Below are 12,273 nucleotides of genomic sequence, written 5' to 3'. Positions count from 1 at the left end.
CCTGACGATCGCCACCGCTGGCGTCCAGGCCCTTGCCAGCGGCTCGCCCGATCTCTTGACCCGGCCGGAGCCGTCGAGCATCGTACGTCTGGTCAAATGCATACAAGATACATGATCTTGTATGGTTCATGCGTCAGCCCCCTAGGAGACCGCATGACGACCTTGCAGGTGCGGCGCGTGCCCTTCGACTTCGACGGCGACATCCCCTTCCTGTGGAACCCCGACAACCCCGAGTTCTCGCTGCAGGCCAATGCGACGGGCATCATCGCGATCGCGTTCGAGAAGTACATCGTGGCCGCGGTGAAGGAGGCGATTCCCCAGCTCACCGACCCCGACGTCGCCGCGGAGGCGGACGCGTTCCTCCGCCAGGAGGCACAGCACGCCAGGGCCCACCGCCAGCACCTGAGGGCGCTGGCCCGGACCTACCCCGGGCTCCAGGGGACGGCCAACGCCGCGATGGCGCTGTACGACGAGCTGCTGGAATCGAAGCCGTTGAAGTTCCATCTGGCCTACATCGCCGATCTCGAGTCGGCCTTCACCCCGACGTTCAAGCTCTTCCTCGATCATGAGGACCGGCTGTTCGCCCCCGGCGACGACCGCGTCGCGTCGCTGTTCCTGTGGCATTTCACCGAGGAGGTCGAGCACCGCAGCTCCGGCCTACGGATCTACCGGGAGTTCGGCGGCGAGGCCTACCGCCTCCGCGCGCTGCCCGCGGTGCTGTGGCACATCAACCGCCTGATCAAGGTCATCGCGGAGGGCTTCAACGAGCATGTCCCGTTCGAGGACCGGAAGGTCGACGCACGCTCCATGATCCCCGCTGTCGGGCTGCGGCAGGGGCTGCACCAGAAGCTGGCGTTCCGGCGCCGCGGCGCCGGCGCCCAGGGCTCGGGGGGTCTCGACTTCGTGCCGAAGAGCGAACGCCGCGCCGCGGCTCGCCGCGTCCTGCGCGCCCAGCTCCCGGGGCACGACCCCGAACACCAGCCGCTGCCGGAGTTCGTCGGCACCTGGCTGGGCCGCTACGACGACGGCGCGCCCGTCGCCACCTGGTACTCCGCCACCAAGGCCGGCTGAGGACGCCCCATGTCCAGTAGCTGCGACCCCGCCTTCGAACGGCTCGCCGGGAAGATCGGAAGCTTCTCCTGTGACTCGGTCGAACCCGTCATCCACCTGCGCGATCCGTTCGACCTGAGCAACGGGACGCTTCCCGTCGTCGAAACGCTCCTGATCGCCGGCGCGATACTCGCCCTGGTCCATGCCATACGGCGCTGGCGCCGGCACGGCGACCCGTCGAACCTGGCGATCTGGCTCGGGGCGATCGTCTACCTCGCCGTCACCGAGCCGCCCCTGTTCTTCTCCCGGAACCTGGGGCTGCCCGACAACATGCACGAGGTGTTCGCCCACAACGTCTTCACGATCCAGCTGGTGTACGACCGCATCCCGCTCTACATCGTCGCCCTGTACACGGCCCTCACCTCGCTGGCCTACGAGATCGTCCGGTCGCTCGGCGGCTTCCGCCGCAACGTCTTCCTCGGCGCGATCTGCGTCGGGTTCGTCCACCACCTCTTCTACGAGATCTTCGACCAGCTCGGACCCCAGCTGCGCTGGTGGATCTGGAACGACGACCTGGCCATCAACCAGCCACAGCTGGCGTCGGTACCGATGACCAGCGTCTTCATCTTCGCCGCGCTCGGCCCGGCCGCGCTCACCCTGCTGGTCCGGCTGTTCGTGGGGCGCAGGGCCGACCGGGGCGAACCCCCGCGCGGCTGGGGCCTCGCCGGCCGCACGATCGCGGCGGGGGTGCTCGTACCGCCGCTGATCGCCGTCGGCAGCCTGCCGTCCTCGGTGGTCGGCGACGACAACAACGAGGCCCAGGCGGTCGTCATGTGGCTGTGCGTCGCGGCCTTCGCCGTCGTCGCCGTGCCGGTCCTCTACCAGCAGTGGCGGTCCACCCGCGCGGCCCCGGTCCCGCCGGCGGCCGAACGTCCGTGGTTCGCCCTCGGGTATGGCGGCGTCTTCCTGGCGGCCTTCGTCGTTCTGTGGGCCACCGCGCTCCCCGACTACCTCTCGGCCACCGACGGCGTCACCACCGACGCCACCCCCACCGGCAGCCTGCCCTACGCCGTCGGATGCTTCCTGGCCGCGGCCGTCGTACTGGCCGGCCTCGCGACGGCGTCACCAGTCCTCGTCAGCCGCCGGCCGTCACGGTCGGCGCCGCGGGAACCATTGCCGGAGAAGTCGCCCGCCTGACACGATGATCTTGGTCGAACCGTAGCCCGCGGCCCGCAGTCCTCGGCCCGCGTCATACGGACCCGGGGGCGACGGCCGGCGCTATCCAGCGTTCCAGATAGCCGCGTAGGTCGGGCCCCGTGCGCGGCGGATCGGGTGGGTCGATCGTCATCGACTGGAGGATCCGCAGCATCAGCTCGATCAGCTCGTCGAGCCGGCGATCGTCGTAGCCGGCAGCCACCCAGTCGATCTCCGAACGGTGGAACAGGTCCTTCCCGAACTCCATCGCCACGGTCGAGGTGACGCCGCGCGTGAACGGACCGGGGCGGCCGGCGGCGAGCAGCAGGGTGAGGTGCGCCCTCGTGGGGAGCCATTCGATCGCCGTCGCGAGCGCCTCGACGACCCAGTCCGCGGGACGGGTGACCCGGCGCAGGTGCCGCGTGAGCTCATCGACGAAGGAACCGACGGCCGCCTGCCCGACGGCGATGAACAGCTCGTCCGTGCTGGCGTAGTACCGGTACACGGTCTGACGGATGACGCCGAGCTCCATCGCCACGTCGTGCAGCGTGAACGCCGCCGCGCCGTTGCGGTCGACGCACCGCATCGCCGCCTCGATGATCCGCGCGCGCGCCTCGTGCTCATCCGCGGGCGGCGAGCCCGCCCAGCCGTGACGCCTCGCCATGACCCGATTCCTCTTGCGTCGACAACCCGAGCTCTCGCCACCCACCGACCCCGCGGCCAACCTACAGGGCCGCCATCACCATACGAAGAAGATCAATTTGTGTGGTGAGGTGCCGCCGAAACGGAACTGGTCGCGGTGGCCACCGGGACGGGCGCCGACGGCGTCGCGGACAGTCGGGCCGCGAGCTGGCCGGTCCGGCCGGGCGCGGTGATCCATACCGCGCCGGCCACCAGCAGGCCGCCCACGATGCCGTCCAGCCAGTAGTGGTTACCGGTCAGCACGACGACGAGCGTGGTCACGACCGGGTGGGCGAGCGCGGCCCACCGCGCCCGGGACCGCAGGATCGTGACGACCCCCCATGCCTCCAGGATCGCCCAGCCGACGTGCATGCTCGGCATTGCCGCGTACTGGTTCGCCGAACCGCCCGTCGACGACGGGTATGGCGACGGGCCGATGAGCTGGCCGGTGTCGACGATGCCGACGTCCGGCAGCACTCCGGACAGGAAACGCGGGGGCGCGAGCGGGTAAGCCAGGTGGATCGCCAGCGCGGCGCCGGTCAGCGCGATCAGCGCGTTACGCACCCGAGCCCAGTGGTCGCGGTGGCGGAGCAGTACCCAGGCCAGAAAGACAATCGATGCCGGGAAATGGACGTACATGTAGAACCGGTTTGCCAGTTCCACCAGCGTGGTCGAGTGGAGGGCCCAGCGCTGCACGGTCTCCTCGCTCGGCAGGCCAAGCGCCCGTTCCAGCTGCCAGACCTCCCGGGCGTGTCCCAGCGCGACGCTCTCGTGCCCGGCCGCCAGTCGCCGCCCGAGCCGGTAGACCATGAACAGTCCGGCCATCAGCAGCGCCTGGCCGAGGGCGTATCCAAGCCACCGACCGAGCGTCCGCACCCGCCTCGGCGGCTCCTCGGCGGGCGGCGACGAGCCCACGTCCGCCGTCTCCCGTCCGCCAGCACCCACCGCCGCCGCGCTCATCGCACTCCTCCCGCTCTCCCGCCCGCGCGGCCGGCGCATTTCGTACCAGGCCCCATGTGGCGAGCCCCGCCGGCCATGGCCGCGCGCCCGGTCCGCGCGCCTGGCGCAGACATGAACTCCGGGCGTTCCACCGATGTCTGATTCATGAACCCTAGGCGGCGCACGTCCGTGACGTACCACCACCAAGGCAGCTAAAACGCCCCAGCGACGCCCGCGGACCGGCACGGGCGGACGACGCCGCCCTCAACCGCGCCGAGCAGATGCGGGCCGGCCGGCGCGCACGGTGTCAGAGTGCCGATGCCGATGCCAGGGCCGCCGCCCCGCGGGTGGAGTGGCGCAGATGCTGACGAGGAGTGCGATGCCGCATGTGTCGCCTGTTCGGAATGAGCAGCGCTCCGCGGCGTACTCACGCCACCTTCTGGCTGCTCGACGCCCCCGACAGCCTCAGCGACCAGAGCCGGCGTGAGCCAGACGGCACCGGGCTCGGCTTTTTCGACGCGGACGGCACTCCGCGGCTACACAAAGAACCCATCGCCGCCTATGAGGACCGAAGTTTCGCCGAGGCGGCCAGACAGGTCGAGTCGGCGACGTTCCTTGCCCATATCCGTTTCGCTTCCACGGGAGGCGTGGAAAAACGCAACACTCACCCCTTCGACCAGGACGGTCGCCTGTTCGCGCACAACGGGGTGGTCGAAGGCCTGGCCGAGCTGGACGCCGAGCTCGGCCCCGACCTGTCGGCGGTGAAAGGTGACACCGATTCCGAAAGGTTCTTCGCCCTCGTCACCCGCGAGATCAGATCGGCCGACGGCGACGTGGCCGCCGGCATCACCCGCGCCGCCCGCTGGGTCGCCCAGCAGGTGCCCGTGTACGCCCTCAACGTGATCCTCACGACCCCACAGGGGCTGTGGGCGTTGCGCTATCCCGACACCCACCCGCTGTACGTCCTCGAACGCCCGGCCGGCGGACACCATGGCGAYCGGCATCTCGACCACAGCGGCACCGGCGGCCACATGCGCGTCCGCTCCCGCGACCTGGCCGACGTTCCCGCGCTCGTGGTCGCCAGCGAACGCATGGACGACAGCCCCGCCTGGCGCCTGATGGAGCCCGGCGAGCTCCTACACGCAGGGCCCGACCTCCGTGTCACCCGCCAGATCGCGCTTTCCGACGGGCCTGCGCACCAGCTCTCACTGAAGGATCTCCGACCTGAGGCCGCCGCCTCGCAGCGGCACGGATAGCGGCCATGGCAAGCGCAAGCCGCCACCCGCGGTCGAGCCGCCACCCGCGGTCGAGCCGCCACCCGCGGTCGAGCACCGCGCGGCCGTGCCTGCCCGGCTACCGGCCGAGCATGGCCTCGAGCGCGATGTTGTCGGGGTCGCGGAACGCGAGCAGCCAGCCATAGGGCAGCTCTCGCTTCGGCGTGAACGTGGCGCCCGCATTGGTGAGGTTTTTCTCGAGCTCGTCGAGATCGGCCTCCGTCTCCACGGAGAACGAAAGATGATCGAGGCCGGGGCGTGTCTCATCGAACGGCTCCGCGATGCGCTGGTCGTGTTCGCGCAGGACGAGGCTCAGTCCGCCGGGCAGCACGCCATGAGCGAAGGACGTCGTGTCGCCGCGGCCTCGGGCCAGCTCCTTCCAGCCCAGGACCTCGGTGTACCAGGCGCAGCTTCGATTCAGATCCGTCACCGTAAGACCCACGTGTGACACCCCGTACGGCATCTCGATCCTCCAAACAGGTGCGTCGACGGTCGCCGGCTCCGCGCCGGTCGGCCAGGTTGAGTCCAGGACGGGACGCCGGGCCTTTACCTCGAGACCTCGGACATGTGGCGTCGGACCCGACCGACTGTAGGCAGGGGCCGCCGCGGGTGTACGACCCGGACGGCCTTCCTCGGCACCGATCCGGCCGCGCTCCGGCCCCGATCCGGCCGCGCTTCGACCGCGCTCCGGGCCGTGGCGGGGCGGCCTACGATCGCGTCGTGACCGCCGCGCCGCTCATCGCCATGCGCCGGTGCGCCACGGTGGTCGCGGGCACGGTGGAGCACCGCGCGACCGAGGTGATCTCGTACTGGCACCGCCACGACCTGCACGAGATCGAGTACGCCGTATCCGGCTGCGCCGAGATTCGCACCCCGACGACGCACTACCTGCTGCCGCCGTCCCATGCGGCGTGGGTGCCCGCCGGAGTCGAACACGCCCCGCTGCTCAGGGACGTGACCACCATCGCGGTGTTCTTCGACCCCGCCGTCTTCGACTTTCCACGCGTGGGGGCCGCCATCATTCCGGTGCCGCCGGTGATGCGCGAGATGATGAGATACGCCGCCCGGTGGCCCATCGGTCGGACCCACGAGGACGCGGCGGCCAACGCGGAGGCCAGCGGCTTCTTCACGGCGCTTGCCGGCGTCGTCCGTCGCCAGCTCGCCTACGAGGCGCCGCTGTCACTGCCGGTCTCGGACGATCCCGTCGTCCGCGACGTGATCGCCTATACCGCCGCGCACCTGGCCGATGCCAGGTCCGCCGCGGTCTGCCGTGCCGTCGGCATCTCCGAACGCGTACTGCGCAGACGGTTCGCGACCGTCCTGGGCCAGACCTGGCAGGAGCACCTGCGGCAGGCTCGGCTGGTCCGGGCCATGGCGCTGCTCAGCACGTCGACGATGTCGGTCAGCCAGATCGCCGCCGCGGTGGGTTTTGGGAGCGCGAGCGCGTTGGCCCGCGCCTTCCGGGCTTGGACGGGAGAGACCCCTTCCGCCTATCGCGACCGCTCCCTCACCAGCGTCGACCCGGATGAGAGCGGACCGAACCAGACGTAAAGCGGATGGCCGCCAGGTTCCCCGCGCCGTCATGTGCCGGTCCCCAGGCGGCCGTCATGGGCTCGACGGGTTCTCCACATGCCCCCGCGCTCTGCCCCATCACCTGTTCCCTCACCCGGCAACGCCGTCGAACGACGTCGGACGACCGGGGAACCGCGGCCTCGTGAGGGCTGTACGCAGCGGTTTTCGCGCGCCACCCATGACATGCTTGCCAGTCGGCGTCATCGACGTAGTTGTCAGTTCCTGTGTTGTATGTAAACTGACGACGCCTGGTACCGCCGGCCCCTGGGGGATTGATGGCGACGGACAGCACGACGACCGGCGGTTCCACGTCGGACGTACTCCCCGAGGACAAGCCCGACACTCGTCTGATCAGCGGCGATTTCTGGGGGGACGACCCGCATCGCGGGCTGGCCTGGCTCCGGGCGAACGACCCGGTCCACTGGGACCCGGACGGCGAGATCTGGGGCGTCACCAAGTACCTGGACGTCCGCGAGGTCTCCAAGCACCCGGAGATCTATTCGAGCGCAAGCGGCTTCCGGCCCGATGTCAGCGGCTTCCCGATGATGATCGAGATGGACGATCCGGCGCACTGGCACCGTCGCAAACTGCTGAACAAGGGCTTCACGCCCCGGCGCGTCCAGGACCAGCGGGCCCGTATCCAGACAGTCGCGCACGCGCTGGTCGACCAGGTCTGCGAGCGCGGCGAATGCGACTTCGTCTGGGACGTCGCCGCCTGGCTGCCGCTCATCGTCATCGGCGACCTGCTCGGCGCGGTTCCCGAGATGTACCCGGACCTGCTGCGCTGGTCCGACGACATGATGCGAGGCCAGGGCCAGTCCGACAACGCCGAGGCCGCCGGAAAGATGATGACCGCCGCCGCCGAGTACTCCACGTACTTCACCGGGGTGCTGGCCGACCGGCGGGCGCACCCGCGCGACGACCTGCTCGGCGTCCTCGCGCACGCCGAGGCCGACGGCGACCGGCTCGACGACGAGTCGATGTTCTACGAGTCGCTGCTCCTGCTGATCGGCGGCGACGAGACCACCCGCCACGTCATCACCGGCGGGCTCTACCAGCTGCTGGCGGACCGGGCGAACTGGGAGCGGCTGCGCGCGAACCGCGCACTGCTGCCGAGGGCCGTCGAGGAGATGCTCCGCTGGGTCAGCCCGATCCGGAACATGGCCCGCACGCTGACCCAGGACGCGACGCTGCGCGGCAGGCAGCTTCGCGAGGGCCAGAAACTGCTGCTGCTCTACCCGTCGGCCAACCGCGACGAGGACGTGTTCGCGGACCCGTTCCGGTTCGATATCGAGCGCACCCCGAACGAGCACCTCGCCTTCGGCCTGGGCACGCATTTCTGCCTGGGCAACTCGCTCGCGCGCCTCGAGCTGAGCATCATCTTCGACACCCTGCTCGACCGGCTGCCCGATCTCGAGCTCGTCACCCCCGACGAGCCGGCGCTGCGCCCGGCGAACTTCGTCAGCGGATACGAGTCGCTCAAGGTCACCTTCACCCCGACGAAGCCGGTAGGCGCGACGCTGTGACCGACGGGGTACGGACGCGCGGCGTCGGTGGCGGCGCCGCGGGCAGGCGCCGCCGAGAGCGGGAGCTCTCGACCGGGATGGCGCCTCGGGTCGACACTGCGGGACGTGCCTGAGACAACCGCGGCGCCCCGCGCCGCCGACGAACCGGAGTCCAGGGCCGCCGAATCCGGGGCCGCCGAATTCAGGGCCGCCGAGTCCGAGCCGACCGAGTCCGCGTTAGCCGAGCCTGAGTTAGCCGAGCCCGTGTCAGCGGCGGCTTCCGAAGCGGCGGCGCCCACGACGCCGGGCGACGTGCTGCTGACGTCCACGACCGGTCGAGTACGGCTGCTCACCCTGAACCGGCCCCGGCAGGCCAACGCCTTCAGCTCCGCGCTCTACCTGGCCGCCGCCGAGGCGCTGCGCGCGGCGGCCGCCGACGACGGGATCGGCGCCGTCGTCCTGACCGGCGCCGGCAAGTACTTCTCCGCGGGTACCGACCTCGTCGAGATGGCCGCCCAGGCCTCCGCGGTCGCGGCCGGGAACGCCGCGACCGCCGCGAATGGCAGAGCCACGGAGACCGCGGCCACGGACACGGACACGGCGGACACGGCGCAGACGGCGCAGACGGCGGGCACGACCGGCGGCGGCCCCTTCAACGCCTTCCTGGACGCGCTGACGACATTCCCGAAACCGCTGCTCGCGGCAGTCAACGGCGCGGGCGTCGGGCTCGGCCTGACCATGCTCGCCCACTGCGACATCGTGTTCATCTCCGAGGAGGCCCGCCTCCTGGCGCCGTTCACCACGATGGGCGTCGCTCCGGAGGCCGGGAGCAGCTACCTGCTCCCTCGCCGGATGGGCCGGCAGCGGGCGGCGCGGGCCCTGCTGGCGGCGGAATGGATCTCGGCGGCCGAGGCGGTGGAGACGGGTCTGGCGCTGCGAGCCTGCCCGGCGGGCACGCTGCTGGCCGAGACGTTGGCGCTCGCCGCGACGATCGCTGACAAGCCGCTCGCCTCCGTGCTCGCGACCACCCGGCTGATCCGGGATGCCGAACGGGCGGGCATCGAGCGAGCTCGGCAGGTCGAGGGCATCGCATTCCGCGAGCTGATGCGCCGTCCCGACCTTGGCACCACCATCCTGGACCGGCTAGGGCCCTCCGCGCGCGACGAGCGGCGGAGCTGACGGCGGCGGAAGCAGGCAGCGCGCGAGCAGGCACCAAAGAGTTGCGGCGCGACCAGGCAGGCCCGAGCCGGGCGCCCGGCAACGGAGCTGGTCACGCGCGCGGCGCGGGCCGCCGGCCGCGTTCCGACGACAAATTCCGCCCATTCCACATACCTAAAGTCACGCAAGCCACTACCGCCTTGGCGGGGCGGATAGGCTGTAGATTTCCTCGGCAATAGCCTGTCGCGTTGCCTAACAGGCACGACACCTCGCACGCTGCCACACCCGATACACGTCCGATACAAGAGGAGCATGGTGGAACCGATCCGCGAGCGCGCGGCCGACGCGCAGCCGCGGCCGGTCCGCCGCGCGCCCTGGTCGGGCCGCTCCCCCGCCGCCGCCGCCGAGTCGGCCCGAGAAAAGATCATCGACGCCACGTTGGCCTGCATCCGGCGGCACGGCCTGGAACGCACCTCGATCAGCGCGATCGCGACGATCGCCGGCGTCTCCCGGCCGACCGTCTACGCGTACTTCGACACCCGCGAGGCGCTGGTCTCCGTCGCGCTCGAGCAGGCGGGCGCGTCGATCGCCGAACGGGTCGTCGCCGCGGCCCGGCGCCGGTCGAGGACGGCCGGCGACTTCGCGGTGGAGGCGTTGATCGCCGCCCGCCGGGAGTTCCGCGCCGAGCCGGCGCTGCACCCGATCAGCCAGGCCCCGGCGGACCCGTGGGCCGCGAACGAGGCGCTGTCCGAGAACTCCCTGGAGATCGCCAGGACCATCCTCGAGCCGATCACCAGCTACGACCCGTCGCTGGAGTCCCGGCTGGACGAGATCACCGAGACGCTGATCCGCTGGCTGCTCTCGCTGCTCATCTTCGACAGCGACCGCACGTCCAGCGACACCAAACTGCGCGCCTACCTGCGCCGCAGCGTCGTCCCGGCGATCCTTCCCGAGTCCCTGGAAGGCTCCGCCGAGCCCGATGACTCCGGGGCCGCCAGCGCGGCGGCGGACGCACCGGTCGCCGACGAGCCCGTCCCCGCCGACCACACCCCCTGACACTCCTCGCCGGGTGGCGCCGGCGATCCACCGGCCCACCCGGCGCCACCCGGCGGCGGGCGGCTCAGGTCGACGACGAGACGGTCTCGAGTTCATCCGTCCGGCCGGTGCCTACGGCCGCCGCCGCCTCCGGCCGGGCCGGGCGCATGAGGATCAGGACGAGGATCGCGGCGAGGACGCCGACGGCGCCAGCTACGAGGAAGGTCGCCTGGACGCCGCTGACGGCCGCGGTGTGCGCCGCCGTGTCCAGTGCCGGCCTGGCCTGCGCCGGCGCGGCGTTCAGCAGGCCGGGGGTCTGGCCGCCGGCGATGGCGTGGGCCACCCGGCCGCCGGCCGCGGGGATGGCCTTGCCCGCCAGGCTGTCCTGCGCGCGGGCGACGAAGACGCTGCCGAGCGCCGCGATGCCGAAGGCGTAGCCCAGCTGGCGCATGGTGTTCACCGCTCCCGCGGCCATCCCGGTGCGCTCGAACGGGACCAGCGACATGGACACCGATCCGAGCATCGGGGTCGTCATGCCGACGCCGATACCGATGATCGCGAAGCCGGGAATCAGTGCCGGCCAGCTGGCCGACCCGTGCACGAGCAGGGCGACCACGAGGGCGCCGACGCCGATGAACGCGAGTCCGCTGCCGATCACCAGGTCCGGCCGGCGCTCGTGCAGCAGCCGGCCGAGCAGCGCGGAGACGAGGAACGCGGTGATCGAGAGCGGCAGGCCGGTGAGGCCGGCCTCCAGTGGGCTCATCCGCAGCACCGACTGCAGCCAGATCGACGTGTAGGTGAAGGCGGAGAAGGCCGCGAACGTCATCAGCAGGCCGGCGAGCAGCACGGCGACGAAGGAACGGTTGCGCAGCAGCGCCAGGTCGAACATCGGGTGTGACGAGTGCGCCTCGAGAGCGACGAACGCCGCCAGCAGCACCACCGTCGCGCCGAGCAGCAGCCAGACGCCCGCGTCCGACCAGCCGTCGTCGTTCGCCCTGATCAGCGCGTACGTGGCGGCGGCGGCCGCGGCGGTGAAGCTGGCGATGCCCGGGACGTCCACGCGCACGCGCTGCTGCGCCCGCGCGTCCGTGAGGACCGTCAGCGCGAGCACGACCGCGATGGCGCTGACGGGCAGGTTGACGAAGAAGATCCACCGCCACGAGATGTACTCGGTGAGCACCCCGCCGACGATCGGGCCGATGGCCGACGAAGCGCCGGCGACCGCTCCCCAGATCCCGTAGGCGGCGCCCCGGTCCCGGCCTGTGTAGGAGGCGTTGAGCAGCGGGAAGTTGGTCGCGAACATGGCGGCGGCGCCGATTCCCTGGACCGCGCGGGCCGCGACCAGCAGCCCGTCGTTCGGGGCGAGGCCGCACATCAACGACGACAGGGCGAACAACACGAGCCCGACGACGTAGGCGCGGCGGTGCCCGACGATGTCCGCGACCGAGCCGGCGCCAAGCACCAGCGCGGCCAGTGCGAGCGCGTAGGCGTCGATGACCCATTGCAGCGCTCCGAAGGATGCGTGCAGATCGTCGACCATGCTCGGCAGCGCGACGTTCACGATGGTGACGTCGATCAGCAGCATGAACGTGCCCAGGCAGACGGTCAGCAGTGGCAGCCACTTGCGCATCGTGATACCTGCGATTCTGGCGAGACAGTGGTACGCGGTTGGGCCCCTCGTGGGCGGCTCGGTCCCCCAGCATGCTCCACGGGTCCGACAAGTCGGCCGTTCCGGGCGGCGGGCCGGGCGGCTGTTCCGGGCACCGTCCGGGGCGGCCGGTCCAGGCCTCCCGAGACCGCGCGGTCGACGGAGGACCGCCGAGTCCCGGGCGTCAGTGCGCGGATTTCCCCAGATAGGCGCACCT

At 71.1% G+C, this 12,273-nt stretch carries 11 protein-coding genes; 7 read left to right on the top strand and 4 right to left on the bottom strand.

From position 1 onward, the window contains the following. The first annotated feature begins 153 nt into the window (after positions 1-153). Both BCD49_RS01270 and BCD49_RS01265 read left to right on the top strand, forming a co-directional pair. Positions 154-1,071 (top strand): metal-dependent hydrolase, encoded by a 918-nt coding sequence (locus BCD49_RS01270; protein WP_007514432.1) that lies wholly within the window; start codon positions 154-156, stop codon positions 1,069-1,071. A 9-nt stretch (positions 1,072-1,080) separates the two neighbouring features. Continuing rightward, positions 1,081-2,247 (top strand): DUF7802 domain-containing protein, encoded by a 1,167-nt coding sequence (locus BCD49_RS01265; protein WP_007514434.1) that lies wholly within the window; start codon positions 1,081-1,083, stop codon positions 2,245-2,247. Positions 2,248-2,299: 52 nt separating this feature from the next. Here BCD49_RS01265 and BCD49_RS01260 read toward each other — a convergent pair whose 3' ends face one another. Together BCD49_RS01260 and BCD49_RS01255 are read right to left on the bottom strand one after the other, a co-directional pair. Then, positions 2,300-2,908, bottom strand: coding sequence for a TetR/AcrR family transcriptional regulator (locus BCD49_RS01260; RefSeq protein ID WP_007514436.1), 609 nt, complete (start codon positions 2,906-2,908; stop codon positions 2,300-2,302). A gap of 92 nt (positions 2,909-3,000) precedes the next feature. Continuing rightward, positions 3,001-3,885: a phosphatase PAP2 family protein gene (locus BCD49_RS01255; RefSeq protein ID WP_007514438.1), complete on the bottom strand. Its 885-nt coding sequence runs from the start codon at positions 3,883-3,885 to the stop codon at positions 3,001-3,003. Positions 3,886-4,250: 365 nt separating this feature from the next. Between BCD49_RS01255 and BCD49_RS01250 the strand changes: the two genes are divergently transcribed. Beyond that, on the top strand, positions 4,251-5,120 hold the full coding sequence (locus BCD49_RS01250) for a class II glutamine amidotransferase (RefSeq protein WP_007514439.1): 870 nt from the start codon (positions 4,251-4,253) through the stop codon (positions 5,118-5,120). Between the two features lie 97 nt (positions 5,121-5,217). Here BCD49_RS01250 and BCD49_RS01245 read toward each other — a convergent pair whose 3' ends face one another. Further along, positions 5,218-5,601, bottom strand: coding sequence for a VOC family protein (locus BCD49_RS01245; RefSeq protein WP_007514441.1), 384 nt, complete (start codon positions 5,599-5,601; stop codon positions 5,218-5,220). Between the two features lie 257 nt (positions 5,602-5,858). On the opposite strand from BCD49_RS01245, the gene BCD49_RS01240 reads away from it, so the two are divergent. From BCD49_RS01240 to BCD49_RS01225, 4 genes are all read left to right on the top strand, one after another. Beyond that, positions 5,859-6,689, top strand: coding sequence for a helix-turn-helix transcriptional regulator (locus BCD49_RS01240; RefSeq protein WP_232793896.1), 831 nt, complete (start codon positions 5,859-5,861; stop codon positions 6,687-6,689). 296 nt (positions 6,690-6,985) lie between these two features. Continuing rightward, entirely contained in the window at positions 6,986-8,236 is a 1,251-nt protein-coding gene (locus BCD49_RS01235; protein ID WP_007514446.1) for a cytochrome P450, read from the top strand. Positions 8,237-8,341: 105 nt separating this feature from the next. Further along, positions 8,342-9,394 carry an enoyl-CoA hydratase/isomerase family protein gene (locus BCD49_RS01230; RefSeq protein ID WP_063630129.1) on the top strand — a complete coding sequence of 351 codons (1,053 nt, stop codon included), beginning with the start codon at positions 8,342-8,344 and terminating at the stop codon, positions 9,392-9,394. 291 nt (positions 9,395-9,685) lie between these two features. Continuing rightward, a complete protein-coding gene (locus BCD49_RS01225) occupies positions 9,686-10,429 on the top strand; it encodes a TetR/AcrR family transcriptional regulator (protein WP_063630130.1) in 744 nt (247 codons plus the stop codon). A gap of 64 nt (positions 10,430-10,493) precedes the next feature. On the opposite strand, the gene BCD49_RS01220 is transcribed toward BCD49_RS01225, so the two are convergent. Next, positions 10,494-12,038, bottom strand: a complete 1,545-nt coding sequence (locus BCD49_RS01220; RefSeq protein WP_007514451.1) for an MFS transporter — start codon at positions 12,036-12,038, stop codon at positions 10,494-10,496. Positions 12,039-12,273: the final 235 nt, after the last annotated feature.

It is taken from the genome of Pseudofrankia sp. EUN1h (assembly GCF_001854645.1).
GTDB classification, from domain to species: Bacteria; Actinomycetota; Actinomycetes; order Frankiales; family Frankiaceae; genus Pseudofrankia; species Pseudofrankia saprophytica.
Note: the sequence above shows the minus strand (reverse complement) of the source record. Positions and strands in the feature narration are given on the sequence as shown.

Coding starts and splice junctions, on each gene's coding strand:
- BCD49_RS01270 (WP_007514432.1), top strand. CDS start 154: ATGACGACCTTGCAGGTGCGGCGCGTGCCCTTCGACTTCGACGGCGAC.
- BCD49_RS01265 (WP_007514434.1), top strand. CDS start 1,081: ATGTCCAGTAGCTGCGACCCCGCCTTCGAACGGCTCGCCGGGAAGATC.
- BCD49_RS01260 (WP_007514436.1), bottom strand. CDS start 2,908: ATGGCGAGGCGTCACGGCTGGGCGGGCTCGCCGCCCGCGGATGAGCAC.
- BCD49_RS01255 (WP_007514438.1), bottom strand. CDS start 3,885: ATGAGCGCGGCGGCGGTGGGTGCTGGCGGACGGGAGACGGCGGACGTG.
- BCD49_RS01245 (WP_007514441.1), bottom strand. CDS start 5,601: ATGCCGTACGGGGTGTCACACGTGGGTCTTACGGTGACGGATCTGAAT.
- BCD49_RS01235 (WP_007514446.1), top strand. CDS start 6,986: ATGGCGACGGACAGCACGACGACCGGCGGTTCCACGTCGGACGTACTC.
- BCD49_RS01225 (WP_063630130.1), top strand. CDS start 9,686: ATGGTGGAACCGATCCGCGAGCGCGCGGCCGACGCGCAGCCGCGGCCG.
- BCD49_RS01220 (WP_007514451.1), bottom strand. CDS start 12,038: ATGCGCAAGTGGCTGCCACTGCTGACCGTCTGCCTGGGCACGTTCATG.